This is a genomic window from Pseudoalteromonas sp. NS-SX12, from assembly GCF_057367955.1.
The window spans coordinates 2,715,332-2,740,748 of record NZ_CM170634.1 but is presented as its reverse complement, the minus strand read 5'-3'; the positions used below and the strand labels follow the sequence as shown (position 1 = coordinate 2,740,748).

The following is a 25,417-nucleotide window of genomic DNA, read 5'->3' as shown; positions in this document are numbered from 1 at the left end:
TGTTATTGCTTTCCTTTTTTAACCTGGCCATTTGATTTATTTACTTTAAAATCAACAACCTTACCTTTTGGTTGTAACATTCTTACTTTGTAGTAATGGGTGTTCTCTTTTACGCTTAAAATCTTACCAGGGTAGGATTGCGACACTTTTTTCGCCGCTCTGCGCTTAGTTAAACCCAGAGTGTTAACATTTTTAAGCGCTTTATTCGCTGCCGCATTTTGTGAAGATGTTTTGACGTTTGAGTCATTTTCATTACTTGCATTGGCATTAAATAGCACTAAGCAACTGATCAGACTAATCAAATATTTCATACGTTAGCTCGCCACGTTATGGAGTAAGTTAAATGTACAAAAAGTTCACTGAACTTACTCTGAATCAGTTACGGTAAAACTAGTTTAAACGGTTTAACAATTGATTCTTTGTAAATACCCGCTTCGATGTAGGGATCGTTTGCAGCCCAGCTGCGCGCATCTTCTAACGAATCGAATTTAGCAATCACTAATGAACCAGTGAATCCCGCTTCGCCTGGATCGTCGCTGTCGATTGCTGGTAGTGGCCCAGCAGATAACAAACGTTCTTCTGCTTTTAACGCTTCTAAGCGTGCTAAGTGAGCAGGACGCGCTTCTTTTCGCATCGCTAAGCTGTTTTCAACATCTATTGAATAAATCATGTACCACATACAGCACCTGTTTGATTATTTTATTGAATATAAAAATAATTCTATCAACAGAAAGGATAAAACTAAAAATCATTTTTCGCGAAAACTTGAAACAGTAGGTTTAACACTGATAGCATCCAAGGTTGAAAACAATAATACTAAGGTTCAGCATGAGTGCATCGCGAGAGCATTTTAGCTCCAAACTCGGATTTATTTTGGCCGCTGCAGGCAGTGCAGTAGGCATTGGAAACCTCGTTGGTTTCCCTGTATCGGCAACCAAAAATGGCGGTGGTGCATTTTTAGTTGTTTATGCATTGTTTGTAATTTTTGTTTGCTTACCAGTAATGATGGCCGAAATGGCGATGGGTCGTAGCGCGCAAAAAGACCCACTTGGCGCGTATAATAAATTATCGGGTAACAGCAGTAAGTGGCGATATCCTGGATTTTTAGCGGTACTTACGCCATTTATGATTGGCGTGTTTTACATGGTGATCACTGTGTGGATTTTTGGTTACCTTGTTCAGGCAGCCATTGGCAACTTAGATGCACTTGCCAATCCCAGCAATTTTGGTCAGTTTATAAACCAAACCAGTGTGTTTTATTACATGGTGGGCGTTGGTGTGCTGGTTAATCTAATTCTACTTGGCGGTGTAAAGCAGGGTATTGAAAAAGCAGCAAAACTGCTTATGCCAGCGCTATTTGTGCTACTAGTTGGCCTTGTTGCTTACGTACTGACATTAGATAATGCGATTGCAGGCCTTCGTTATTACGTTGTGCCTGATTTTAGCAAAGTGAATGCTAGCGTTTTAAATGGTGCACTGTCGCAAGCGTTTTTCTCTCTGTCGCTCGGTATGGGTATTTTAATGACTTATGCCTCATATATTTCTAAGAAGGAAAATATTGTAGGCAGTGCAAAAATGGTTGCAGTAACTGACTCATTGGTCGCATTTATTGCGGGTTTAATGGTTCTGCCAGCGATTTTCAGCTTTAACCCTAATACCAACCCTGCGGAGTTATCTGACTCATCAGTTTCGATGATTTTTGTTTATTTACCAAAAATCTTCCTCGCGATGCAGCAAGATATCGGCTACGTAGGCGCAAGCGCGATTGCAGTAATCTTCTTCTTACTGGTATTTTTTGCAGCAATTACATCACTTGTGTCAATTATTGAAGTACCAACAGCGACCTTAATTGAGGAAAAGGGCGTTTCGCGTTTTAAAGCATTGCTATTACTTGCAGGTAGCATGGGTATTTTAACCATTTTATGTACCATGTCGTTTGGTATGAGCGAGTGGTTAAGCACTCTGTTTAACTATGGTGATCACGATCCTGCAACTAAAAAGAGCCTGTTTGATTTTATATACGATGTGTTTTACGACACCATCTTGCCGCTAAATGGCTTAATGGTGTGTTTATTCGTAATGTACCGTTGGAAGAAAGCGAAGCTAACAGAAGAGCTTAGCCAAGGCGCGCCTGAGTACGCGGGTAGCTTTACCGAGAAGTATGTAAACTTCTCTCTATCAACCTTTATTCCATTTATTTTGGCGCTGATTTTTATTAATACAGTTGCTAATAAGTTCTTTGCATACAATTTATTAGGCTTCTAATACGATTAAAATAAAGACTTAATTTAAAAGCGGAGCAATTGCTCCGCTTTTTTGTGTTTAATGGAAAAATAAGGTGATGGAAGGGCGAACTTTAATAATCTTAAAAGGTAGAATAGTTAATAGAATTAAATGGTTAAACTAGGTTGGAAGATGGTCAAAATAAATAGTGAACAAAGTAAGCGCAGCGCGCAATTTAAGTTTATTGCTTACACACTTTCTGTGGTTTTAATTACTGGTTGTCTTTTTGCATTTACATTAAACAATACACTCAATTGGCTGCTTATTGTGATTGTGGGGCTATGTATTGTTGGCTTTCTAATTGCTTCACAAGCAGCAAATAATCGCTTTTTGGTGTTGGGTAAAGCACCTTTAATGCTCGATAGTAAGATTGTGATGTTAGGCGTTGAAACAAAAGGGCAAATAGTCATTAATCAGCCGCATTATAAGAAGTTTAATCAAGCGACACTTCAAATACTCGCGCCTGGTTATGAAAGCGCTTTAAATGAAATTTGGTCAGATACTTTGCCATTAACATTTGATTTTGACGGTGATACCACCTTGCTTAATTTTAGCTTTACGCTACCCACACAAATCAAACTTCATTCAGGCACACGTTGTTACTTAGCAATAAGTTATGTTGAGAATATGCAAGAAGTGAAGCGTACCTATCGTTTGAATGTACGAGATCCGAAAGTAAGGATGTTGTAGGGGCGTTTACTGAATTTGTACCAGTTTTAGTAGTGAGTTAGGTTAGAAGTATTTAGCTATATAAAGCTGCTCTAAACTTTTGATTTCGTTTTGTAAAAATTCATTTTGAATCAGATAGCAATATAAATAAACTAGTTATGTACGGATAGTCGATTGGGGAAATTTTTTCGCTATAAAAAAGGCGCTTATAAGCGCCCTTTAAATATATTGTAGAAAGTTATAGTCGTTTAATGCGGTGTGCAATCAAACTTTTCATTGGTGTAAAAAGCGGCATAGGCGATGCCGCTTAGGGTGAAGTACATGGTGAGTACAAAAAGTAAGAAGGTGCCTACATTGAAGCCAGAATTATTAAATGCACTCATCATAAATACGGCAAAGCCAATACCAATCGGTAAACACAGCAGCGTTTTAAATAGGTTCTCGTTTTTGATTTCGTATTCTGGTTCTTGTTGGTTATCTGTTTCCATTTAAGCCTCGACTAATATTATTGTTGTAACCACTTTAAGTGGCTGGATTTTAGTTTTCTTCGGCCTGTTTATCTCGATATAGCTCCTTGAGAAAAACGCAACAGGTCATTAAATGTTCAATTTAATACTAGATCGATTTAATAAATTTTCCTAATTATCAAAGTTCAAAGAGTTATATTTGTGGTTTTGCAGTGTGTCAGATATGGGGCTACGGCGTCAATTAATCTTTGTCTGCGCAACAATATAGGTAAGTAAATTGTGAGTATTTCGCCATAAAATTAAAAGAGCGAGGGAGAGTGTATCAAGAAGGGTCAAGCGCGCACGTTTTGACTGCTTAGCTAAGCGAACACAGGGTTCATTAAAAAAGGAGCGGCTATCGCTCCTTTTTATATTTAAATCACGTTAAGGCTTGTTACCGTTATTCGCTTTTTTGTTCTTCATCGTCAGGCAAATATTGATAAAGCATAACGATAGTTACAATTAGCGCAACGAAGGTGGCGGCGGTAATACCGAACACTTTGAAGTTAACCCAAAAATCCAGTGAAAATGCATAGGCAACATAAATATTTACAGCTGCGATTAGGTATAAAAACGCGCTCCAAAATAAGTTTATTTTGTCCCAAAGTGGCTCGGGTACTTCAATTTTCTGGCCTGTATCATTAGTTGAAGCCAAAATTGAGCCTAACATTTTAGCCATTAGGTTCTTGTTAAAGAAATAACGTGATGCTAATAAAATGGTGGCAAAGCCCGCATAAACCACGGTTGCTTTCCATTTAATAAACTGCTCATCTTGGAAAAGAATAGTGAGTGAGCCAAGACCAACCGCTAAAGCAAAGAGTACCCAATGTTTGGTAGCGACTTTTTTCTCGATAAAGAAGTAGTAGGCTATTTGCAGAACTGACGCACCAATAAGTACCGACGTTGCCCAAAAAATATCCATGGTTTTATAAAGAATGAAAAATAAGATCAGGGGAGCATATTCAAATAATGCGAGCATTGTTTACCTCTTAAATTATGCTGAATATTTACCTTACACCAGAGTTAATATGAAACACCAGAGTTTGGGTTTAAAAAAAGGGCGCTTGGCGCCCTTTGTATTGTTTATATACAATTATTTTTGCGTTGCAGCTTTCATATTGCGTACAAAGCTTTCAAGCTCGCTTAGCATAGTTTCAGGTGATTCAAGATTATTCTCGATGATCTTAACCACAGCAGAGCCTGAAATGGCACCTGCAGCACCTGAGGCAATTGCTGCTTTTACATCTTCAGGTGTTGAAATACCAAAACCCAGAAGCGCAGGTGCTGCGTTAAAGTTTAATAACTTTTTGATCATTGAATCTGCTGGCATTTGCGCTTTGGTTTCGGTACCCGTAACACCTGCGCGCGATAGCAAATAAGTATAACCACGGCCGTAAGATGCGCATTGGCGAAGTGTATCGTCATCGGCATTTGGCGTAGCAATAAAAATAGGTTCTATCTCTGCTTGCATAGCCGCTTGTCTAAACATTTTTGACTCATGCAGCGGCACATCAGCAACTAAAATTGAATCTACGCCCACTTCTTTTGCTGTGCGATAAAATTTATCAATGCCTTGTGCTAACACCAGGTTTGAGTAAAGCAGTAAACCAATTGGAATATCTGCGTTGTACTCACGTACTTTGCGAATGATTTCAAAGCTCTCAGCCGTAGTGATGTGATTTTCAAGGGCGCGAATATTTGCCGCCTGAATCACTGGACCATCAGCGATTGGATCTGAGAATGCAATACCTAGCTCGAGCGCATCAGCACCACCGTCAATTAGGCGTTTAATAATCTCAAAGCTTAACTCTTTGTTTGGGTCGCCAATGGTAACGAATGGCACAAACGCACCTTGGTTAACTTCATTTAATGCGTGAAATGCTTGTTGATAGCGGCTCATAGTTTGCCTCCTTGATTTAACACCGTATGCACGTGTGCTAAATCTTTGTCACCACGGCCACTTAAATTCACTACAATAATGGTTTCTTCACTTTGCTCTTCAGCCAGCTTTAATGCGTAAGCAAGGGCATGGCTTGATTCAAGCGCTGGAATAATCCCTTCGTTTTTCGCAAGTAGCTGGAATGCTTCTAACGCTTCATCATCGGTGATGCCAACGTATTGTGCACGACCTGTTTCAGCTAGGTATGCATGCTGAGGGCCAACCGCAGGGTAATCAAGACCTGCAGATACAGAGTAAGACTCTTCGATTTGGCCATTGTTGTCTTGCATAATAAAGGTGTATGCACCGTGTAAAATGCCTTTAGTGCCTTTACAAATTGCTGCACCGTGCTCTTCTGTATCAAGGCCTTTACCTGCCGGCTCTACACCAACTAACTTTACACTTTCTTCTTTAATGAAGTCATTAAACATACCAATCGCATTAGAGCCACCACCAACACACGCAACCACGTAATCTGGTAGGCGGCCTTCTGTATCAAGTACTTGTTGTTTTGCTTCTTCACCAATCATTTTTTGGAAGTCGCGAACAAGAGTTGGGAATGGGTGCGGGCCTGCTGCTGTACCAAGTAAGTAGTGTGCTGTATCGTAGTTTGCTGACCAGTCACGCATTGCTTCGTTAACCGCATCTTTTAATGTGCCAGAGCCTGCTGTAACAGGAATCACTTCTGCGCCCATTAATTTCATTCTAAATACGTTTGGTTGTTGACGCTCTACGTCTTTTGCACCCATATAAACCCGGCATTTTAAGCCAAGTAATGCGCAGGCTAGGGCGGTTGCTACACCGTGCTGACCAGCTCCGGTTTCAGCAATGACTTCTTTTTTGCCCATACGTTTTGTTAGTAATGCCTGACCTAACACTTGGTTGGTTTTATGTGCGCCACCGTGCAATAAATCTTCACGTTTTAGGTAAAGTTTTACCTTAGGGTTTTTCACTAAGTTGCGTGTAAGCGTCAATGGCGTAGGACGACCGGCATATTCATTAAGCAGCTTTTCAAACTCTGCATGAAAGCTTGGGTCGTTCTTTGCTTTATTAAATTCACTTTCAAGTTGTTTTAAGGCGGGTACCAGAAGTTCTGGTACGTACATGCCGCCAAAATCGCCGAAATAGGCTGGGTTTTTATTTTCCACCTCAAGATTCCTTTATCTTAGAAAACACAGAATTAATTTGTTGATGACATTTTTTACCTGGGCTTGTTTCAATGCCCGAATTTAAGTCAAGGCCAATGGCTTGGGTTGCAAGGGCGTCTTGAATATTGTCGTTATTTAAACCGCCTGCAAGCATGTAGTTGCGCTCGTTAATCAGCACATCCCAATTAAAGGTTTGCCCCGTACCACCGCTTTGATTGCCCACTTTGGTATCAAATAAATAGCGGTCAGCCCCTTGGCTCTTATGTTCAATCACATCGCTTACCGCAACGGCTTTCCATACTTGCACGCCTGCTGGCAGCGCCTTTTTAAGCGCAGTAATGTACACTTCGTCTTCATCGCCATGTAACTGTACTGCAACCAGTTTTAGCTCAACGGCAATATGTACGATGGTGTCAATTGTTTCGTTTACAAATACGCCAACAAAGCCTAAATCGCAGCTATCGGCAATTGGTTTTGCGCAGTCAATATCAACGTACCGTGGCGATTTGGCATAAAAAATTAGGCCACCAAATACGGCGCCGGCATTATATGCGGCAATCGCATCTTGCGAGCGCGTTAAGCCGCAAATCTTATTTTCACCTAAAATCAGCTTACGACACGCTAAATCAAGATTGCTTTCAGCCATCAGTGAGCTGCCAACTAAAAAGCCGTTACACAGTGATTTTAAGCGTTTTACATCAGCGTGAGTGTAAATGCCCGATTCTGAAATAACCACTTTCCTTGCAGGGATTAACGCACGAAGGGTTTCTGTAGTGGCAAGGTCGGTACTTAAATCACGCAGATTACGGTTATTAATACCAATAATCTCAGCGTCGAGTGCTAATGCGCGGTGTACTTCTTCTTCGTTACTCACTTCGGTCAAAATTGCCATATTGAGCGATTTTGCCACCTTTGCAAGCGCGGCGTATTCATCATCATTAAGCACACTTAGCATCAGTAAAATTGCATCTCCACCGTGCAGGCGTGCTAAATACACTTGATATTCATCGATGAAGAAATCTTTACAAATAAGCGGTTGATTCACCAATGAACGTACTTTAGTTAAGTAATCAAAACTGCCTTGAAAGTATTTCTCGTCAGTCAGTACACTAATGCACGCAGCGTAATGCTTGTAAGCACCGGTAATTTCATCAAGATTAAAATCATCGCGAATAAGCCCTTTGGATGGCGAGGCTTTTTTACACTCTAAAATAAAGTTAGTGCCGGGTTTTGCCAGCTCACCGTAAAAATCGCGCTCGGTTGGTACCACCTCATCAATAAAGCTTTCAAGTGGCCTATTGGCTTTACGCGATTCAAGCTCAATTCGTTTATCGGCAACAATTTTTTCTAATACATTAGCCATGAGACACCTCGATAATGCGTGATAAGTGTGAAAATGCTGCGCCACTTGCCAAGTGGTTTTGTACCGCCTGTGTTGCGTCTTTGAAGTTGCTGTAGTCGCCTTGCATTACCAGCACGGCTGCAACATTCGCGGCAATCGCTGCATTGTGTGCAGGCTTGCCTTCACCTTTTAAAATCGCAAGGCTTGCCGCTGCGTTATATTCAGGCTCGCCACCTTCAATATCAGAAAGGGCATAGTTATCAAGGCCAAAATCTTGCGGTTGTAGAGTGTACTCTGTAATTTCACCGTCTTTTAGCTCGGCAACCTGTGTTTCACCGTGCAGGGCAATTTCATCGGTACCTGCGCCGTGGACTACCATAACACGCTCACAGCCAAGTAGTTTAAGCGTTTGCGCCATTGGGCGAAGTAATTCAGGGGTATAAACACCAAGCAGCTGATGGCTTGGTTTTGCAGGGTTTGCTAAAGGCCCTAAAATATTAAATAAGGTGCGTGTTTTAAGTGCGGTACGCACTGGCATCGCATATTTCACACCAGCATGGTAAAGCGGTGCAAATAAAAAGGTAAAATGAGTTTTTGCGAGGCAGTTTTCTGCTTGTGCCACACTCATATTAATATTGATACCAAGGGCATTGAGTAAATCAGACGAGCCAGATTTACTTGAAACACTGCGGTTGCCGTGTTTTACCATATTAACGCCCATGCTCGCGGCAACAATGGCAGCAGTAGTTGATACGTTAATTGAATTGGCGCCATCACCACCGGTGCCACATGAATCAAAGCTAATGGCACTTGGGTTAGTAAATGTCACTGCATTATCGCGCATGGCTTTTGCAGCACCTGCAATTTCGTTGTCGGTTTCGCCTTTAATTTTAAGCGCAGTTAACGCTGCTGCAAGCTCGATTTCGCTTACTTGGCCTGTCATTACAAGATTAAAAAACTCGCTGCTTTGCTCAAACGTTAAATCTTGTTGTTCGATTAAGAGATTAACAAGTGGTTGCATTATGCGCCCTCCACATTGGCTAAATACGCTAGGCTTTGCTTTAACAGCTGTGAGCCATTTGGCGTTAAAATTGATTCTGGATGAAACTGAAACCCAATTACTTTATCTTGCTCTTGAATAATTGCCATAGGAATTGTGTCGTAGCTGGCAATGACATCAAGGCTATCTGGTACTTCGGTTGCCATGAGTGAATGGTAACGCGCCACTGGTATTTGCGAATGTAAGCCACTAAATACTGCGTGCTCTTTAAGTTCAATAAGCGATGATTTGCCATGCACTGTTTCACCTGCGTGACCAACCACACCACCGTAACACTCCACAATTGCTTGGTGGCCTAAACAAATACCCAGCATAGGGTAGTGGCCTTTCGCTTTATTGATTAGCTCAATTAAATTGCCCGCTTGTTTTGGCGTGCCAGGGCCAGGTGAAAGCACTAACGTTACAGGGCAAGTTTCCTCTGCCATTTTGCTTAAAATGGTGTCAGCCGGAACATGATTACGATAAACCACCAGTTCAAAGCCTAATTGCTCAAATTCATCCACCAAGTTGTAGCTAAACGAATCAAAATTATCGATAAAATAAATTTTTGCCTGCGCCATTAGGCTTCTCCTTGGTAGATAGACTTAATTGCACGAATAACCGCTTGTGCTTTTTGGCGAGTTTCGTTTGCTTCTAGTTGCGGCACTGAGTCATATACGACGCCTGCACCTGCTTGCACGTAAGCCATATTATCTTTAACAAAGGCACTACGAATAACAATGCAGCTGTCCATTGCACCATCACCAGTTAAATAACCCACAGCACCACCGTAGCTGCCACGGCGTTTACCTTCGGTAATACGCACCAGCTCGGCCGCTTTAACTTTTGGTGAGCCAACCAAAGTGCCCATATTCATACACGCTTGGTAGGCATGCAGTGCATCCAGCTCAGGTTTTAATTGACCTACCACGCGCGACACTAAATGCATTACTTGTGAATAGCGGTCAACTTTTAATAACTCTTTTACATAGCGCGAACCTGGCGTTGAAATACGGGCAATGTCGTTACGCGCTAAATCAACTAGCATAATGTGCTCAGCGCGCTCTTTTTTATCATCGCGCAGATCTAGTTCAATTTTGCTATCAAGGTCAAAGTTAATGCTGCCATCGGCATTTTTACCACGGGCACGCGTACCGGCAATTGGGTACACCTCTACTTGATTTGTGCTTTGGCAATATTTAAGCGCAGATTCTGGTGATGCACCAAATAACACAAAGTTTTCGTCTTTCATGTAAAACATGTAAGGGCTTGGGTTTTGTGTTTTAAGTTGATGATATGCTGCAAGCGAGTCAGCACATGGTAATGAAAAACAGCGAGATGGCACTACTTGGAAAATGTCGCCATCAACAATGTGCTTTTTAAGGGTTTCGACTTGCTGACAAAAGGTGGTGTCGTCAATATCTACACTTTCGCTTACAGCGCCTGGAAAGGTTGGGGCATTGTAAGTTGGTAAATCGTCACACAGCTTATTAAGTGCTTCAAGCTTTTGGCCTACTTCAAAACAGTTGGCGTGTGCGTCGGGGCCGCTAAATACATTGCCAATAAGTTCTGTGGTATTTGCTTGATGGTCAATAACAATCAGTGTTTCTGCAAGATAAAAAACAAAATCAGGAGTTGTGTTATCACCGTTTGGTACGTCTGGCAGTAACTCAAAGTTGGCAACCATATCGTAGGCAAAGGTGCCGCCTAAAAATACTGCAAAATGAGACTCTGTTGTGCTTTCAATATTATTGATACATTGTCTTAATGCGGTAAATGCATTGTCTGCCACTAAGCGACTAGCTTCATCCATCAAACTGGTATCGCGTTCAAACACAATGCTAAGCCTTGAGTTTACAAGTTCAACCTGGTGCTCTTTAAAAAAGCCAGCTAAATGGGGTAGTAGTTGTTTGCCGTTATTGCTTTTTGCATCAAACGTTACCGTGTCACCATTACATTCAATACGAATAGCAGCATCGGCTAAAATTAAACTTTTTACATTATCTTTTGAATCAATTTCCGCTGATTCTAACAATAAGCTATTAAAGTTAGTCGGGTTGTTACATACCGCGCTGTAAAGTGCCAGTGGACTCTCAATGTAGTCCCGCGCCAGCGAAATGCTGGTAACTTTACCGACCTCGGTTGATATATGACTAAATATCACGCCTCATTCCTTATACAAAAAAGCCCGCTTAGAAGGCGGGCTGAATAATAGACAAACAAAATCCTCCCGCGTTAATTACTGGAACCACCACCATTGGATTAGTTGTTTGTTATTACTCATTATTCACCTCAAATTAGACATAAAAAAACCCGCACATTGTGCGGGTTTTAAGAATAGTTTAGATACAATTATTCCCACCCGCGATTACGAGTGCCACCACCATACTGTTTTGATTTGTGAAGTTACTAATTGCATTTAAACGATTCCTAAAAAGTTTCAGCCATAGTAAACCCCAGATTGTATACATGAGTCAACACAAAACCGCCATTTTTTATAACTAATCGGATTTGTTAGTGTTTATTGGTTATAAGCAGTGTTTAAACAGTTATAAAATCAGGGCTTTAGTGGCTTTTTACCAAGTACAACCAGCAAAATCCCGATTAGAATAATAGCTCCAGAAATCGCTAGTCGTTCACTGATAGGTTCGGATAAAAACAAAAATCCACCAATACCGGCAATAATGGGTACCGAGAGCTGCGATACAGCTGCTTGCACTGAGGTTAAGTGTTTTAGTGCAACATACCAAATGGCGTAACCAATACCTGATGTCACACTGCCAGCTATCACAGCGACTAAAATCCCTGTGGTTGAGGCATTAGTTGAGTTGAGTGTCATCAGGCTGAGTAACGTTATAAAAGGTAAGGTGCGCATAAAATTAAAGGCTGTGTCGGCAAGGGGGTTAGATGATTTTTTGCCAACTAAGGTATAGCCCGCCCACGCCATACCCGAAACCACCATAAGTACAAAACCAATCAGTGAAGGTGATGAAATATCAGGCAGCACTAAGTAGCTAAAACCAATAAACGCAATTAGCGCGCCGCACCATTCGATAGGGTAAATTTTGGTACCAGAAAAAAAGGTATAAGCAAGCATGCTAAATTGCACCGATGAAAAGAGCACAAGTGCCCCAATAGCGGTTTCAAGTGAAATATAGGCATAGGAAAAGGTTATGGCGTAAATAAACAAATAAACGGCGCCAAGCCATGAACCTTTGCTCGCTGTTTGTTTATTTTTATGAAAAAAAGCGTAAAGAATAAAAAGCGTTATCGCACCTGAGAATAAACGAATTGAAGTGAAGCTTGCTGCGTCAATTTGCCCTTGCCCAAGGGCTATACGGCAAAGAATGGAGTTCCCAGCAAAGGCGATAAGTGAAAGTAGGGTTACTAACAGTATTCTCATAAAGTAAAGCGCGCTGTTTATTATTAATCGAGTTTAAACAGATAAAGACCTTTGTTGGCAAATTTTAATTTCCCAAATGAAAGCAAACAAATCAGCAAGAGTAATTAGCCACTTAATTTGGTATGATTACACGCAGTACAAACGAAAACCATATTTATGAAATTTGACCTACACAGCCATACGTATTTTTCTGATGGCAAGCTATCCCCAGAAGACTTAGTTGAACGCGCCGTTGAAAAGGGCGTTGATATATTAGCGATTACGGATCACGATACTGTTAAGGCGCTGCCAATTGCACAGCAACATATCGACAAAAATGCGTTACCGCTAACACTTGTTAAGGGCATCGAGTTTTCAACTAAGTGGGAAAGCTTTGAAATTCATATTGTTGGTTTAAACATTGATGTTGAAAATAGCACTTTGGCATGCTTGATTGCTGAGCAAACAGGAAAACGCGCAACACGCGCAGAAAAAATGGCTGAAAAGCTCGAAAAACGCGGGTTTGAAAACGTATTAGCAGAAGCAAAAGCGTTAGCTAACAAAGGCCAGCTTACCCGCGCCCACTTTGCACAAGTAATTCAAACGCAAGGGGCTGCAAACACCTTACAAGGGGTGTTTAAAAAATTTTTAGTGCGCGGTAAACCGGGTTATGTAACCAGCGAATGGTGCGATATTGCCACTGCTGTGAAGGCGATTAAAGCGGCGGGCGGTCAAGCGGTTTTAGCACATCCAAGTCGTTATAAGCTTTCTAATAAATGGTTGCGCCGTTTACTTGAAGAATTTAAACATGCTGGTGGCGATGGCATTGAAGTGGCGCTGCCACAACAAGCACCGAGTGATCGTCAGTTTTTAGCGCAGCTTGCTGAAGAATATCAGCTGCTTTCGTCGCAAGGTTCAGATTTTCATTTTGCAACCAACTGGTTAGAACTTGGAAAGAACTTATACTTACCTAAAGCCAGTGTTCCAATTTGGCAGGATTGGGCGATTGCCAAAGAACAAGAATTAAATTAAGGATATCCAATGAGTCAATTTTTTCATATTCATCCAGAAAACCCACAGGCGCGTTTAGTGCGTCAAGCGGTTGATATGATCCAGCAAGGCAAGGTAATTGTGTTTCCAACGGATTCAGGTTATGCAATCGGCTGTAGCATAGGTAATAAAAATGCAATGGAGCGTATTGCGCGTATTCGTGGTTTAGAAAAACACCATAATTTTACCCTTGTTTGCCGTGATTTATCGGAACTTGCCACTTATGCTCGGGTCGATAACAGTTTGTTTCGATTAATCAAAAATAATACACCAGGGCAATATACTTTTATTTTCAAAGGTACTAAAGAAGTGCCACGTCGCTTGCTTAATGAGAAAAAGAAAACCATTGGTATTCGCGTGCCTGATCACATTATTACTCAAGCGATTTTGGCGGAGTTGGGTGAGCCGTTAATGTCTTGCTCATTAATTTTACCGGGTGAACAATTTGCTGAGGCGGATCCGGAAGAAATTCGTTTTCAATTAGAAAAACAAGTGGATTTAATTATTCACGGTGGCTATTTGTCTGAGCAGCCAACCACTGTGGTAGATTTTTCGGAAGACACGGTAGAGATTATTCGTGTGGGTGCAGGCGACCCAGCACCATTTGAATAAGTATCCAGAGTTTAAACAGCGCCCATGAGCGAAATGCAGCAGCAAAAATTACCGCTTGGTTTTTTACATGGCAAAGCGGTAACTGATAAACCTGAAGATCTTTATATTCCGCCCGATGCACTTGAAGTGGCACTGGAAGCATTTGAAGGTCCGCTAGATTTATTGCTGTATTTAATTAAAAAGCACAAACTCGATATTCTTGATGTGTCGATTGCCAAGATCACTGGGCAATACATGCAATATGTTGAGATGATGAAAGAGTTTAAGTTAGAGCTTGCTGCTGAATACTTAGTGATGGCGGCGTTACTTGCGCAAATTAAATCTCGCTTATTATTACCGGTACATAAAGAGCTGGAAGAAGAGGAAGATGATCCTCGGGCACTGCTGATTAAGCGCTTACAAGAATACGAACAATTTAGAAAAGCGGCCGAAAACCTAGATGCGTTACCACGAGTAGAACGCGATATTTATATTGCCCATGCGTTGTTAGATGAAACACAGTCGCAAGATGTTGAACTGCCGGATCTCTGTGTAAAAGAGCTACTTCTCGCGCTAAGTGATGTAATGGCGCGAGCGCAAACGTTAACCCATCATCAAGTCAGTGCCGAAGTGCTTTCAACTCGTGCACGGATGTCACATATTTTATCGCTTTTAACAGAAAATGATGGCTTTATGCCATTCTCACAGGCGTTTGAACACGTTGAAGGTAAAGCGGCTGTAGTGGTGAGTTTTATCGCCATTTTAGAGCTGGTGAAGGAAAGCTTGATTGTGGTTCAGCAAAGCGATATAAACTCGCTCATCTACCTTAAACTAAAATAAAAAACGAAATAGGTATTATGGCGAAGCGACTTTCTGATGAGCAGTTAATTGAATTAATCGAAGCGGCAATTTTTGTTGCGAATACGCCATTAACCAAAGACAAGCTGCGAGACACCGTATTAAGTGACTTTTCTATATCCCTAAAGCGTATTCAAAGCGCTATCGATGCCATTATGGCGCACTACGCGACGCGCGGTGTGCGTTTAGTAAAAGTTGGGTCAGGTTATCGGTTTCAGGCATGCAGTAGTTTATCGCCGTGGCTTAATAAACTATGGCAAGAAAAAGCCCCTAAATATTCCCGTGCATTTTTAGAAACATTAAGTTTAATTGCGTATCGTCAGCCCATTACCCGTGGTGAAATAGAGCAAGTGCGCGGCGTTACCGTAAGCAGTCAAACCATCAAAACTATGCTTGAGCACAATTGGGTAAAAGTGGTTGGCTATAAAGAAGTACCGGGCAAACCGGCACTTTATGGCACCACCAAACAATTCTTAGATCACTTCTCATTGTCTTCATTGAATGAATTACCGCCATTACCAGTAGCGCAAGACGAAAAAATCTCACAAATCCTCAGTGAGCCTGCGCAACTTGATTAGCTCTGTGCTAGAATAGCCAACAATTCCTAGCTGCGAAGTTACATGAGAAAATAATGAGCGAAAAGTTACAAAAAGTATTAGCACGTGCTGGTAAAGGTTCACGTCGTGAATGTGAAAAATTTATTGAATCGGGTCGTGTTAGTATTGATGGCAAAGTTGCCCGTTTGGGTGACCGTGTCGAGCCAACACAGCGTATCCGTCTTGACGGACATGTTGTTAAGGTTGAAGCGTCAAACGAACGTGTTTGTCGTATTTTAATGTACCACAAGCCTGAAGGTGAGCTGTGTACACGCAAAGATCCTGAAGGTCGTCGCACCGTATTTGACCGTTTACCACCGCTTGAAAATGATCGCTGGATTGCCATTGGCCGTTTAGATATCAACACATCAGGCTTACTACTGTTTACTAACGATGGTGAACTTGCCAACCGCTTAATGCACCCAAGTTATGAAGTGGAACGTGAATACGCAGTACGTGTATTCGGTGAAGTAACGGATCAAACGCTGAAAAATGTGACAAATGGCGTTGAGTTAGACGATGGCTTTGCTAAGTTCTTATCGGTAGTGCCGCAAGGCGGAAGCGGTTTAAACAACTGGTTTAACGTTACCTTAACCGAAGGCCGTAACCGAGAAGTACGTCGTTTATGGCAGTCACAGGAAGTGGAAGTATCACGCCTCATTCGTGTGCGCTATGGTGACTTATTACTAAATAAACGTTTACCGCAAGGTGGTTGGGAAGAGCTAAACCTAAAAGACGTAAACTATTTACGTCAAACGGTTGGAATGCGCCGTGAAACCGAAACAAAACTATCGGTAATGCCAGAGAAGCGTAAAGATCGCCGCGCTAAGATTAACAAAATCCGTAAAGCGGTTAAAAAGCATAATCAACGTGTGACGCCGGGCAATAAACGCCGTGCACCAAAAAAGTAACTCGGTGAGTAACCGAATTGTAGATATAAAAAAAGCGCCAATTGGCGCTTTTTTTAATTAAGAATGTTTTTCTTAATTAAGCATTTTCTTTTAAGTAATCAATAACCACTTGGTGGTGATCTTTGGTTTTAAATTTATTAAAGAAATGTTCAATTGTACCATCTTGGCCAACAAGGAAAGATAAACGGTGAATGCCGTCATACTCTTTACCCATAAACTTTTTTAAACCCCACACACCAAATGCATCGGCAATGGCGTGGTCTTCGTCAGATAACAGAGGGAAGTTAAGCTCTTTTTTGGTTTCGAAGTTTTTAAGGCGTTTTACCGGATCTGGGCTAATGCCAACCGCAACGGTATTAAGCGCTGCAAGTTCCGCTTTATGATCGCGCAGATTTTCAGCTTGCACTGTACAGCCCGGTGTGGATGCTTTTGGGTAAAAATAAACAAGTACTTTGTTTTCTTTTAATAATTCTGCAAGTTCTACTGTGTCACCGTTTTGATCGGCAAGTGAAAATAGCGGTGCTTTATCGCCAGCTTGAAGCGTATTCATATTATAATTTCCTATCGAATCCGTTTTAAAATGTGTTCTACGTTAGACTTTGAAAAAATGATCTCAAGTTGATGTTTAAATTCAGCTTCATCCACGTCACGCGAGAAATTAATGTCAATTTCCGAGCGCATTACCACATCACCATCTTGTTCAACACTATCAGATTTAAGTGCTGCAATATTTACTTGGTAGTCAGCCATCAATTGCGTCACTTTGCTTAGTGTGCCTGGCGTATCAGGGCCGTGGTAGGTTAGTTTATAACCTGCTTTATACTGTTTTTCTTGATGTTGGCTGGTGCGTTTCATCATGGTTAATAAACCAAGTTCAACGCTTTTTGTCGGAATATTATATTCAACACGACTAATGGCAGAAATATCGCCTTCAAGCAACATTATAAAGGTGAATTCATTGCCTAAAATGGCAATGCGGCTATCAATAATATTGCAATTAGTTTCACTTACTAGCTTGGTAAGCTCACTCACTATGCCGGGGCGATCTTCGCCGATGGCAGTAACAACAAGTTGATTTCCAGTGTTTAACGTCATTTTTAGTCTCAATGGGTTAATAACGTGGCCGCGAATTTTAGCAAATTTAAATGGGTTCAACCATGTAAATATATGATGTGGTGAAAATTATAGCGAATTGTTAAGAATAAATTAAAGATAGGGTGGTGGTTTCTTGTGTTTGGCCCTTAGTAAAAGTAACATAGGCGGCAATTTTGAGAATAATATTATGAACCAAACAGTGTGTGCTGCGTCAAATCAAGCAAATAATAAAGAGCACACCAAGGAGAAATTTGTGCAGTATTGGATCCGAAATTCATTGGTTGTCGCTATCTCAATGGCGATTACTGCTTGTTCTGTTTTCACCAATGATTCGCATCATAAACGCAATTACCGTGTTAATGATGAACTTAAAGTGCCAGGTAACCTGACAAAACCATACAAAGATCCTGCCTACGATCTTGACTCGGCACAATATACATCAGCTGAAGAAAGTGCATTATATCTGGTAAAAGCACCGGCTCAAGTGCTTACTTTTGCACAAGGTTCATGGATTAACGAAGGCGATAAAGAGTCGCGCATTTTCTTCGATAAAAACGAAGGTATTCAAGATTTAGAAAGTTTTATTTGGCAAGCGATTGACGATTTATTTGTTGAGCGCCAAGTAACCACAGAAAATAAAGCTGACAATTACGTAGTGACTAACTGGCATACAATTGAAGAGCCAATTGATGTTTGGTGGTGGGAAGAAGAGCGTGAGCTAAGCCGTCAAAAATTTAAGTTTATTGTTGAATCTGAAGAGCATAAACGCACCGCATCGGTAAAGGTTGAACTAGTTGATTTTGAATCGAAATACGACGAGTTAACAGCGGTACTGCAGCAGCGTTTAGAAGTGGCGGCGCTCAATGAGTTTATTGGTCAGTTCGACTTTAACTACCGACAGTTAATGGTTGAATTAAATAAAGCTCGCGGCATTGTATCGCTGCAAATGGGCTTTGATGACAAAGGTAACGCGGCGTTTGTAACTGAGCAAAAAGCACGTGATATTTTTGAGCGCTTCCCAAGCTTCTTAGAGCGCGTTGGTTTCAATATTGATGAAATCGAGCAATCTCGTAACTTAATTTTCGCCACGTACGAAACACCAGACGAAAGCGTTTGGGATTCAATTTGGGGTGATGACGTTCGTAAACTGCCACTTGAAGCAGGTCAGTATCAATTATTGGTTGCTGAAACGAAGACCGGTGGCACATCAATTACTTGGCTTGATGCTGAGGGTGAAACATTAGAGCCGGGCACGTTAAGCGATACACTACAAGTTATTTTAGCCATGCTAAAAGAGCGCGGTGTAACCGTTCAATAATTTATAAAATTAGATTAGCAAAAAAGAGCCCTCGGCTCTTTTTTGCTTTTAAACGATAGAAAAGTAGCGATTAAAATAGCAAATAAGTAAATGGTTATGCATTTTGTTGGCAAAGATATGCAAATCAATTTACCGCTATCACTTTAAAGGTAACAAGTATGAGTTTGGAAGCTAATCAATCGACTGCACCACGCAGTAATTTTGCGACCATTATGATTTTCCTTATTCCGTCATTAATAGGCGTGTTTTTATTTATGACACCGATTAACTATGGTGGCGAATTCACTATCCCTATAGCGATATTGGCTAAGGAATTAAAAGGCGCGTTAGCACACTCAATTACGCTTATTGTGACATCGGTGATTGTATCAATGGCAGTAATATCGGGCTTAGCTACGCTATTTAAACCAAAGTTTTTAAAAGCGGGTAGCTTTGTCCGTCACTTACTGATTGTTAGCCCGATTTGGCTTGTGGCACGTACGTTAGGCGCTATCTTTGTGCTAATGGCGTACTTAAAAGTCGGTACGTTTTCGATTGGTGATACCAAAATTGAGATTCACTCAGACGCAGTTGGTGGCTTGGTACTGCACGAGTTGATGCCAATTTTATTTTCGGTATTTATTTTAGCTGGTTTATTACTGCCTTTATTGCTTAATTTCGGTTTGCTTGAATTAGTCGGTACATTACTGACTAAAGTAATGCGTCCACTTTTTGGTGTACCGGGTCGCAGTGCCGTTAACTGTGTTGCCTCTTGGTTAGGTGACGGCAGTGTGGGTATTTTAATGACTGCGAAGCAGTATGAAGAAAAACATTATACACAGCGTGAAGCGGCGATTATTGGTACAACTTTCTCGGCGGTTTCAATTACCTTTTGTTTGGTGGTTATTGGTCAAGTAAAATTGGCGCATTTATTTGCACCGTTTTACCTAACTGTATGTATGGCGGGTATTGCCGCTGCACTGATTGTTCCGCGCTTGCCACCACTTAGATTCAAAAAAGACATATACATTGATGGTGAAGAAGTAAAAGGTAACCCAGAGGCATTACCTGAAGGGAAAACCTTGTTTAAACATTCACTTGATGTAGCACTTGATAAAGCACGTCATGCGCAAACAATTAAAGAAACCCTTATTGATGGTTTAAAAAACGCCGTTGATATGGTGTTTGCGGTACTGCCAGTAGTTATGGCAATCGGTACGATTGCACTTGTGATTGCTGAATATACGCCATTATTTCAATGGTTAGGCACACCGTTTATTCCACTGTTTGAACTGATGCAAATTCCGGAAGCTGAAAAGGCTGCGCAAACTGTGGTTGTGGGTTTTGCCGATATGTTTATTCCATCAATTTTGGCGGCGCAAAATATTAACAGTGAACTGACGCGTTTTGTGGTTGCGGCAATGAGTGTAACCCAGTTGATTTACATGTCTGAAGTGGGTGCACTGTTACTAGGTAGCAAAATTCCAGTAAATATCTTTGAGTTATTTATGATTTTTATTTTGCGTACATTAGTAACGCTACCGGTAATTGCCTTAATGGGACATTGGCTAGTAGGCTAATTTTCTTGATCTTTTTCGGCTCGCTGTTTTTCTTCTAATGAGCGGCGAGCTTTTTCTATCGGATCTTGATTAAAGTTTTTCATGTCCATTTTTGCGGAATGCTTTAGTAACGCGATATTGCTCCAAATCACGCCAAGCACAATTGCGATTATTAAGATTGTGGCCCATATGCTCATAGATTTGCCTAAAAGTTGTGAATTTCTTTAATTTTAACCCAGTAAATGGAACTTAATAAGTTCTTTTTCATCAATTAAATAGTTGTTACTATTAGCGCGTTTCGCGTAATTACATTTTATTCTGGAGCACTGCGTTGTCACTTGAGCGAGTATTAGTTTGGCCTGAGGCTTATCCACTTTTATTAAAAGGTTTGTTAGAGCAAAATGGTGCATTTATTTTGGATGCCCTTGAAGCTTGGCCGAAATGCGAAGAGACCAAAGACGCGCAAGGGATCAGCACCAGCGTGCTACCGCCACTGTATTATTTATTGTGGCTAAAGCCGGCAGAGCCATTTGAGCAATGTTTCTATCAGCATATATTTGAATACGATGATAATGCTCAGCAGTATATTGAATCAGCTATTGCGCATTTACATCAGCAACTCAACAGCAAAGAAGCAATAAGCGAACTCTTGTTATCACGAATCGACCAATACGCAGCGATTGGCAATCAGGTTGCGATGCAAAGTGAGCTAACACTTACCTCACTGTGTATGCACTTGCGTTTCTTTAAGTTGTTTCAGCAGTTTTTAAACCTTGGCATGCCGTTATCACACGACGATGTGTTAGCGATTTGGGCGGATGATGATTTTCGTGAAGTTGCTTTACCCTTTATTAAAAGTAATGTAACTGGTGATACCAATGTATTGGCAGAAGAAATCGCCGATAGATTGCGCCAAGGCGAAGACTTTTTTGATTTGTTACTTGCACTCTCTGATGGTGAAGTTGATAACCGTTTGTTAGAGCGCGCGCTGCTATCTCATATTTCACAACCTGATGCTAAACAAAGCTTATGTATGCGCTTTATTGAGCAGGGGGCAAAAGGGCAGATCACTGATGAAGATGGCTTAACCGCGTTAATTTGGTCAGCTAAGCAAGGCTTTGCAAATGTATTTGATGCATTGCTAAGTAAGGAACGTGCAAGTGAATGCGACTTAAAAGGTAATAACTTGCTGCATTTTGCGGTGCGAGCTCGCAGTTTGGATATTATTAGTAAAGCGCTTAACGGTGGCGTAAATTATCATCAAAAAGACAGTGATGGCCTTACACCATATCGTTTAGCGGTTGAACTAGAGCTGCCTGAAGTGATAAAGCACTTCGAACACAAGTTTGGTATTAAAGAATTGAGTGAAGAAGGGCAATTAAAACTGATCCAGCATGTGCATTTGTTACATGCATTAGTGTGTTTTATTTTGCCGTTACAGATTTTTCTGATCTTTTCAGACTCAATTACTATAAAAACAGAAATCAGCATTGCGACAACGCTAGTGTCACTCGGTGCATTTGCTTTTGCCTTGTCATTAAAGCGCAGCAACTTATACCCAAATATTAAGCACCCGTTTGCATTAACGCTTATTCGCATATTGTCGCCGATATCACTCATATTAGCGTTATTACTGCTATTGGTTATCTTAACAACAGTTCTCAGCTAAGCTGTTTCTAATAATTATCAAAGGCCACTTATACAGTGGCCTTTTTTGTTTGTGGTAAAAGCTTTATAAAAAGCCGTTAGGTCAAAACGAAATGTTATTAGCCTTTCTGATGGATATTTGAAACAATGTTATAAGATATTCCATAAAGTAATAAAGCAGTAACCATGAGCCAATCTTTAATTTATTTAGACGCCAATGCAACAACACCGGTTTACAGTGAAATCGCTCAGGAAGTGATGCACTGTATGGAAGTGGAGTTTGGTAACCCGTCGTCATCTCACATTACCGGGTTAAAAGCCAAGCGTTTAATGGAAGACACACGCCAATTAGGCAAACAATTAATTGGCTCCGAAAAGGGAAGGTTGCTATTTACCTCGGGCGCAACCGAGGGGATCCAAACGTCGGTTGTATCTGCATTGGTTGCTGCAAAAAATCACACCATCGAAAAGCCAGTATTACTTTATGGTGCAACTGAGCACAAAGCCGTGCCAAATACGCTAAAGCATTGGAATGAGTTACTTGAAATTAACGCTGAAATATTAGCAATTCCAGTTGATAAAAAAGGCTTGCTCGATCATCAGTTTATTGCAGAGCACAGCAAAAATGCTCTGCTAATTTGTACCATGATAGTAAACAATGAAACAGGTGCAACACAAGACATTGCTGCATTAGATAAAGTGATCCGTGATAACAATCCGAATGTGTTTTGGATGGTGGATTGTGTACAAGGTTTAGGTAAACAAAAATTGGATCTTGACCAAACAAGCATCAATTATGCGCCGTTTTCTGGTCACAAGCTGTATGCACCTAAAGGTATTGGATTTTTATATTTAAGTGAAGATGCGCCACTGACACCTTTTATTGCAGGTGGTGGGCAAGAAAGTGGCGCGCGTTCAGGTACCGAGAATTTGCCGGGCATAGCAGGTTTAAAAAAGTTATTTGAATTAATGCAAAAGGGCGAAGCAAGCCCGTTTAAATCGGCAGATGTGTTGGCGAGTTACCGTGATAAGTTAGCAAACGCATTGTCGCATACATTTGATGAAATCGTTTTTAATAACGACTTTTCAGTATCGGTTCCAACCACAATTAACTTTAGTGTTGCTAACATTGCAGGCAGCGAAGTAATGAATTTATTTGATGCTGCTGGCATTCGAGTTAGTGCAGGCTCTGCTTGTAGCTCAGGCGCAGCGAGTAGCTTTGTACTCGATGCGATGAAATTAGCGCCGTGGCAAAGTGAGAACGCAATTCGCCTATCGTTTGGCCCAATGGCAAGTGAAGATGAAATTAACAGTGCGTGTGAGCGTATTATGGCGCTTAAAGATAAGCTTGCAAATGCATGTATGTTAACGAGTTATACTAAAGAAACACCGTGTGCAGTAGGTATTAATCAATATGTAATCGATGGCAATATTATGTACCTTATTGTCAATCAATCACTTAATACCTTGCTGATTAACCCTATCTTTTCTGAGATAAACAAGGTTAAACGTTTAGCAACTAAGCAAGGGTTGAAGATCACCCATATTATTAGCGATAAATCAGGCTACGCAGATGTATTTGCAGACAGTCAATACATTGATTTAGCAACAAATAAAGTAATGCCTGAGTTTAACGTTGAACTGTGTGATCGCGCAGTTCTATTTACTCATCAAGGTAGTCAGTTAAAGCTTGCATTAACATTAAACGCGCCTAACGCCGTTACCGAAATAAACAGTACAGAGCTTAAAGCACAATTAGCCGCTAATAAATTGGATGGCATCATTGATATTCGCGAGCATTATGAATATCAAGAAGGTGAGCTAAGTGACTATCTAAAGGTCCCACGCGATATGGTGACGAATATTCCAAGTTACCGCTTGCTAAATGAGTTTGCTTCAGGGCAGCTGGTAAAAGACAAACATTATGTGTTGGTGTGTCGCAGTGGTCGTCGCTCTAAAGCCTGTTGTGAGCTACTGACAAGCCTCAACTTTACTAAGTTAAATAATCTCTCTGGTGGCGTTGCCTTTATTTAGCAGTGGATAACAGCACGAATAGAATTCACTTACATAGCAGGTCATCCTAGCGGGTTAAGTTTAATGCTAACAGTGTTTGAATTTATCAATGTAAAACAACCACATAAGAAAAGTTTTGCTCCGTGATTACTTATTTACCGGCACAAACTCTGACTACATTCTTAACAGAATTGGTATAAAAAAAGCAGCTTAAAGCTGCTTTTTTTATAATTTAAATGAATTGTTGTTACAGCGCATTACCGGTTGAATCCCTCACAACTAATTCAGGTGTAAAACAAATTGCCATTTTTTCTTCTTTAATTTTCGTTGGGCGGCTGTTTGCAAATAGCAGCTTCGCTGCTTGCGTAGCAATATCTTGGTTTGACTGATGTGCAGTTGTCAGCTTTGGCCATGTTTGTTTTGAGAAGGGTGAATCCTCAAATCCAGTAATAGACAGTTGCTCAGGAATTTTAATATCCATCAAACGCGACGCAAATAATGCACCCGCCGCGATTTCATCGTTACAGGCAAAAATAGCGGTGACTTTTTCGTTATTCGCCATCAGTGCTTTAGCACCTTCAACACCAGATTCAAACGAGTACTTACCTGGAAATATCAGCGCATCGTTTAACGTAATATTATGAGCAGACAGTGCGGCTTTGTAGCCCGCTAAGCGCTCAAGTGTTGATTTGTGTTCTTCTTCACCGGTAATAAATGCAATGTGCTTGTGTCCGAGCGAAATTAAATGCTCGGTAATTTGATATGCAGCATCGTGGTCATTTACGAAAATGGCGTTAGGCTTACTTTCTTTTTCGCTTGGTTCGCGGCCCGATAATATGCGCACATAGTTAATGCCGATAGAATCAAGTAAATCTGTAACATCTTGACGCTCAGACAGCGGTGGCGTTAATACTAATCCCGATAAACGCGAGCGCTCGATCATGGTTTGAATTTCTTCTAGCACATTTTCGTCGGTACTGCTGCACGGGTGAATAAGTAGTTCGTAACCTTCTTCTTTACAGCGAGATAAAATACCATTTTGCATATCAATGACATAATAAGCATTCGGGTTGCTATAAACGAAGCCGATAGCAAATGACTTGGTGCCTGCTAAACTACGCGCCGCTAAGTTCGGCTTGTAGTTTAATTCTTTAACAGCAGCCATAACCTTATCGGAGGTTTTTTTTCTAACAGAAGGCTCGTTGTTCATAACACGAGATACTGTTTTCATTGATACGCCGGCTAGGCGTGCAACATCATTTATGGTGACTTTCATATTGTTATTATATCTTTTGCTGATGAGCTTTGCGTAAAGCATGGGGTTAATAACACACAACGTATTATTCTAACTGTTTTTTTTTCAAGTCTGTAGCTATGTTTCATAATTTATACAATTAATATGACGTGATACCGGTGTCAAAAAGTTTAAATTGCCAATTGACAGCGTTGTCATTTTTACTTATTGTTAACCTAGACATTTTAATAAGTAGTA

The 25,417-nt window shown here is 40.9% G+C and carries 26 protein-coding genes; 11 read left to right on the top strand and 15 right to left on the bottom strand.

Annotated features, from left to right (window positions below; translation table 11 throughout):
* Positions 1-2 precede the first annotated feature (2 nt).
* On the bottom strand, positions 3-311 hold the full coding sequence (locus AC2IOM_RS12685) for a PepSY domain-containing protein (protein WP_100913182.1): 309 nt from the start codon (positions 309-311) through the stop codon (positions 3-5).
* A 68-nt stretch (positions 312-379) separates the two neighbouring features.
* Positions 380-679, bottom strand: coding sequence for a YciI family protein (locus AC2IOM_RS12680; RefSeq protein ID WP_054979493.1), 300 nt, complete (start codon positions 677-679; stop codon positions 380-382).
* A 149-nt stretch (positions 680-828) separates the two neighbouring features.
* Here AC2IOM_RS12680 and AC2IOM_RS12675 point away from each other — a divergent pair, with 149 nt between their 5' ends.
* Complete coding sequence (locus AC2IOM_RS12675; protein WP_486358578.1) at positions 829-2,265, top strand: sodium-dependent transporter; 1,437 nt, start codon at positions 829-831, stop codon at positions 2,263-2,265.
* 150 nt (positions 2,266-2,415) lie between these two features.
* Positions 2,416-2,973 (top strand): hypothetical protein, encoded by a 558-nt coding sequence (locus AC2IOM_RS12670; protein WP_486358577.1) that lies wholly within the window; start codon positions 2,416-2,418, stop codon positions 2,971-2,973.
* 227 nt (positions 2,974-3,200) lie between these two features.
* Here the strand turns inward: AC2IOM_RS12670 and AC2IOM_RS12665 are convergent, their stop codons facing one another.
* The 9 genes from AC2IOM_RS12665 to AC2IOM_RS12625 form a co-directional block, all read right to left on the bottom strand.
* Positions 3,201-3,440, bottom strand: a complete 240-nt coding sequence (locus AC2IOM_RS12665; RefSeq protein ID WP_100913188.1) for a hypothetical protein — start codon at positions 3,438-3,440, stop codon at positions 3,201-3,203.
* A 418-nt stretch (positions 3,441-3,858) separates the two neighbouring features.
* Positions 3,859-4,437 (bottom strand): inner membrane-spanning protein YciB, encoded by a 579-nt coding sequence (locus tag AC2IOM_RS12660; RefSeq protein ID WP_486358576.1) that lies wholly within the window; start codon positions 4,435-4,437, stop codon positions 3,859-3,861.
* Between the two features lie 114 nt (positions 4,438-4,551).
* Positions 4,552-5,358, bottom strand: a complete 807-nt coding sequence (gene trpA / locus AC2IOM_RS12655) for a tryptophan synthase subunit alpha (RefSeq protein WP_486358575.1) — start codon at positions 5,356-5,358, stop codon at positions 4,552-4,554.
* Positions 5,355-6,545: a tryptophan synthase subunit beta gene (gene trpB / locus AC2IOM_RS12650; RefSeq protein WP_486358574.1), complete on the bottom strand. Its 1,191-nt coding sequence runs from the start codon at positions 6,543-6,545 to the stop codon at positions 5,355-5,357. The genes trpA and trpB overlap by 4 nt, the downstream gene beginning before the upstream one ends.
* Position 6,546: 1 nt before the next feature.
* Positions 6,547-7,908, bottom strand: a complete 1,362-nt coding sequence (gene trpCF, locus AC2IOM_RS12645) for a bifunctional indole-3-glycerol-phosphate synthase TrpC/phosphoribosylanthranilate isomerase TrpF (protein WP_486358573.1) — start codon at positions 7,906-7,908, stop codon at positions 6,547-6,549.
* Positions 7,901-8,908, bottom strand: a complete 1,008-nt coding sequence (gene trpD, locus AC2IOM_RS12640; RefSeq protein WP_486358572.1) for an anthranilate phosphoribosyltransferase — start codon at positions 8,906-8,908, stop codon at positions 7,901-7,903. Before trpD ends, trpCF begins: the two co-directional genes overlap by 8 nt.
* Positions 8,908-9,507, bottom strand: coding sequence for an aminodeoxychorismate/anthranilate synthase component II (locus AC2IOM_RS12635; protein ID WP_274761525.1), 600 nt, complete (start codon positions 9,505-9,507; stop codon positions 8,908-8,910). The genes trpD and AC2IOM_RS12635 overlap by 1 nt, the downstream gene beginning before the upstream one ends.
* Positions 9,507-11,090, bottom strand: a complete 1,584-nt coding sequence (locus AC2IOM_RS12630) for an anthranilate synthase component 1 (protein ID WP_486358571.1) — start codon at positions 11,088-11,090, stop codon at positions 9,507-9,509. Before AC2IOM_RS12630 ends, AC2IOM_RS12635 begins: the two co-directional genes overlap by 1 nt.
* Positions 11,091-11,483: 393 nt before the next feature.
* Positions 11,484-12,329 carry a DMT family transporter gene (locus AC2IOM_RS12625; protein WP_486358570.1) on the bottom strand — a complete coding sequence of 282 codons (846 nt, stop codon included), beginning with the start codon at positions 12,327-12,329 and terminating at the stop codon, positions 11,484-11,486.
* A 156-nt stretch (positions 12,330-12,485) separates the two neighbouring features.
* On the opposite strand from AC2IOM_RS12625, the gene rnm reads away from it, so the two are divergent.
* The 5 genes from rnm to rluB are packed head-to-tail and all read left to right on the top strand — an operon-like array spanning position 12,486 to position 16,314.
* Complete coding sequence (gene rnm, locus AC2IOM_RS12620; protein WP_486358569.1) at positions 12,486-13,340, top strand: RNase RNM; 855 nt, start codon at positions 12,486-12,488, stop codon at positions 13,338-13,340.
* Between the two features lie 9 nt (positions 13,341-13,349).
* Complete coding sequence (locus AC2IOM_RS12615; protein WP_010560336.1) at positions 13,350-13,970, top strand: L-threonylcarbamoyladenylate synthase; 621 nt, start codon at positions 13,350-13,352, stop codon at positions 13,968-13,970.
* Positions 13,971-13,994: 24 nt separating this feature from the next.
* Positions 13,995-14,789, top strand: coding sequence for a segregation and condensation protein A (locus AC2IOM_RS12610; protein WP_486358568.1), 795 nt, complete (start codon positions 13,995-13,997; stop codon positions 14,787-14,789).
* Between the two features lie 17 nt (positions 14,790-14,806).
* Positions 14,807-15,385, top strand: a complete 579-nt coding sequence (gene scpB, locus AC2IOM_RS12605; protein ID WP_054979477.1) for an SMC-Scp complex subunit ScpB — start codon at positions 14,807-14,809, stop codon at positions 15,383-15,385.
* A 53-nt stretch (positions 15,386-15,438) separates the two neighbouring features.
* On the top strand, positions 15,439-16,314 hold the full coding sequence (rluB, locus tag AC2IOM_RS12600) for a 23S rRNA pseudouridine(2605) synthase RluB (RefSeq protein WP_010560333.1): 876 nt from the start codon (positions 15,439-15,441) through the stop codon (positions 16,312-16,314).
* A gap of 76 nt (positions 16,315-16,390) precedes the next feature.
* On the opposite strand, the gene bcp is transcribed toward rluB, so the two are convergent.
* Both bcp and AC2IOM_RS12590 read right to left on the bottom strand, forming a co-directional pair.
* A complete protein-coding gene (gene bcp / locus AC2IOM_RS12595) occupies positions 16,391-16,864 on the bottom strand; it encodes a thioredoxin-dependent thiol peroxidase (protein ID WP_138628562.1) in 474 nt (157 codons plus the stop codon).
* An 11-nt stretch (positions 16,865-16,875) separates the two neighbouring features.
* Positions 16,876-17,409, bottom strand: a complete 534-nt coding sequence (locus AC2IOM_RS12590) for a glycine cleavage system transcriptional repressor (RefSeq protein WP_010560331.1) — start codon at positions 17,407-17,409, stop codon at positions 16,876-16,878.
* A 187-nt stretch (positions 17,410-17,596) separates the two neighbouring features.
* Between AC2IOM_RS12590 and bamC the strand changes: the two genes are divergently transcribed.
* Together bamC and AC2IOM_RS12580 are read left to right on the top strand one after the other, a co-directional pair.
* The gene (gene bamC, locus AC2IOM_RS12585; RefSeq protein WP_486358567.1) at positions 17,597-18,727 is read left to right on the top strand and encodes an outer membrane protein assembly factor BamC; all 1,131 of its coding nucleotides are present in this window, start codon (positions 17,597-17,599) and stop codon (positions 18,725-18,727) included.
* Positions 18,728-18,885: 158 nt separating this feature from the next.
* On the top strand, positions 18,886-20,286 hold the full coding sequence (locus tag AC2IOM_RS12580; RefSeq protein ID WP_486358566.1) for a YjiH family protein: 1,401 nt from the start codon (positions 18,886-18,888) through the stop codon (positions 20,284-20,286).
* On the opposite strand, the gene AC2IOM_RS12575 is transcribed toward AC2IOM_RS12580, so the two are convergent.
* A complete protein-coding gene (locus AC2IOM_RS12575) occupies positions 20,283-20,462 on the bottom strand; it encodes a DUF2897 family protein (RefSeq protein ID WP_010560328.1) in 180 nt (59 codons plus the stop codon). The genes AC2IOM_RS12580 and AC2IOM_RS12575 overlap by 4 nt on opposite strands.
* Positions 20,463-20,596: 134 nt before the next feature.
* Between AC2IOM_RS12575 and AC2IOM_RS12570 the strand changes: the two genes are divergently transcribed.
* Both AC2IOM_RS12570 and AC2IOM_RS12565 read left to right on the top strand, forming a co-directional pair.
* A complete protein-coding gene (locus AC2IOM_RS12570; protein ID WP_100913203.1) occupies positions 20,597-21,934 on the top strand; it encodes an ankyrin repeat domain-containing protein in 1,338 nt (445 codons plus the stop codon).
* Positions 21,935-22,098: 164 nt separating this feature from the next.
* Positions 22,099-23,946 (top strand): aminotransferase class V-fold PLP-dependent enzyme, encoded by a 1,848-nt coding sequence (locus AC2IOM_RS12565; protein WP_486358565.1) that lies wholly within the window; start codon positions 22,099-22,101, stop codon positions 23,944-23,946.
* A gap of 226 nt (positions 23,947-24,172) precedes the next feature.
* Here the strand turns inward: AC2IOM_RS12565 and AC2IOM_RS12560 are convergent, their stop codons facing one another.
* Complete coding sequence (locus AC2IOM_RS12560; RefSeq protein ID WP_010560325.1) at positions 24,173-25,201, bottom strand: LacI family DNA-binding transcriptional regulator; 1,029 nt, start codon at positions 25,199-25,201, stop codon at positions 24,173-24,175.
* Positions 25,202-25,417: the final 216 nt, after the last annotated feature.

Excerpts from the sequence above, each read along its gene's own strand:
- trpD (WP_486358572.1), bottom strand. The coding sequence starts at position 8,908 with ATGCAACCACTTGTTAATCTCTTAATCGAACAACAAGATTTAACGTTT.
- AC2IOM_RS12665 (WP_100913188.1), bottom strand. The coding sequence starts at position 3,440 with ATGGAAACAGATAACCAACAAGAACCAGAATACGAAATCAAAAACGAG.
- AC2IOM_RS12685 (WP_100913182.1), bottom strand. The coding sequence starts at position 311 with ATGAAATATTTGATTAGTCTGATCAGTTGCTTAGTGCTATTTAATGCC.
- AC2IOM_RS12680 (WP_054979493.1), bottom strand. The coding sequence starts at position 679 with ATGTGGTACATGATTTATTCAATAGATGTTGAAAACAGCTTAGCGATG.
- bcp (WP_138628562.1), bottom strand. The coding sequence starts at position 16,864 with ATGAATACGCTTCAAGCTGGCGATAAAGCACCGCTATTTTCACTTGCC.
- AC2IOM_RS12675 (WP_486358578.1), top strand. The coding sequence starts at position 829 with ATGAGTGCATCGCGAGAGCATTTTAGCTCCAAACTCGGATTTATTTTG.
- AC2IOM_RS12660 (WP_486358576.1), bottom strand. The coding sequence starts at position 4,437 with ATGCTCGCATTATTTGAATATGCTCCCCTGATCTTATTTTTCATTCTT.
- AC2IOM_RS12610 (WP_486358568.1), top strand. The coding sequence starts at position 13,995 with ATGAGCGAAATGCAGCAGCAAAAATTACCGCTTGGTTTTTTACATGGC.
- AC2IOM_RS12575 (WP_010560328.1), bottom strand. The coding sequence starts at position 20,462 with ATGAGCATATGGGCCACAATCTTAATAATCGCAATTGTGCTTGGCGTG.
- rnm (WP_486358569.1), top strand. The coding sequence starts at position 12,486 with ATGAAATTTGACCTACACAGCCATACGTATTTTTCTGATGGCAAGCTA.
- AC2IOM_RS12565 (WP_486358565.1), top strand. The coding sequence starts at position 22,099 with ATGAGCCAATCTTTAATTTATTTAGACGCCAATGCAACAACACCGGTT.
- trpA (WP_486358575.1), bottom strand. The coding sequence starts at position 5,358 with ATGAGCCGCTATCAACAAGCATTTCACGCATTAAATGAAGTTAACCAA.
- bamC (WP_486358567.1), top strand. The coding sequence starts at position 17,597 with ATGAACCAAACAGTGTGTGCTGCGTCAAATCAAGCAAATAATAAAGAG.
- rluB (WP_010560333.1), top strand. The coding sequence starts at position 15,439 with ATGAGCGAAAAGTTACAAAAAGTATTAGCACGTGCTGGTAAAGGTTCA.
- AC2IOM_RS12615 (WP_010560336.1), top strand. The coding sequence starts at position 13,350 with ATGAGTCAATTTTTTCATATTCATCCAGAAAACCCACAGGCGCGTTTA.
- trpCF (WP_486358573.1), bottom strand. The coding sequence starts at position 7,908 with ATGGCTAATGTATTAGAAAAAATTGTTGCCGATAAACGAATTGAGCTT.
- AC2IOM_RS12560 (WP_010560325.1), bottom strand. The coding sequence starts at position 25,201 with ATGAAAGTCACCATAAATGATGTTGCACGCCTAGCCGGCGTATCAATG.
- AC2IOM_RS12625 (WP_486358570.1), bottom strand. The coding sequence starts at position 12,329 with ATGAGAATACTGTTAGTAACCCTACTTTCACTTATCGCCTTTGCTGGG.
- AC2IOM_RS12590 (WP_010560331.1), bottom strand. The coding sequence starts at position 17,409 with ATGACGTTAAACACTGGAAATCAACTTGTTGTTACTGCCATCGGCGAA.
- AC2IOM_RS12580 (WP_486358566.1), top strand. The coding sequence starts at position 18,886 with ATGAGTTTGGAAGCTAATCAATCGACTGCACCACGCAGTAATTTTGCG.
- scpB (WP_054979477.1), top strand. The coding sequence starts at position 14,807 with ATGGCGAAGCGACTTTCTGATGAGCAGTTAATTGAATTAATCGAAGCG.
- AC2IOM_RS12635 (WP_274761525.1), bottom strand. The coding sequence starts at position 9,507 with ATGGCGCAGGCAAAAATTTATTTTATCGATAATTTTGATTCGTTTAGC.
- AC2IOM_RS12670 (WP_486358577.1), top strand. The coding sequence starts at position 2,416 with ATGGTCAAAATAAATAGTGAACAAAGTAAGCGCAGCGCGCAATTTAAG.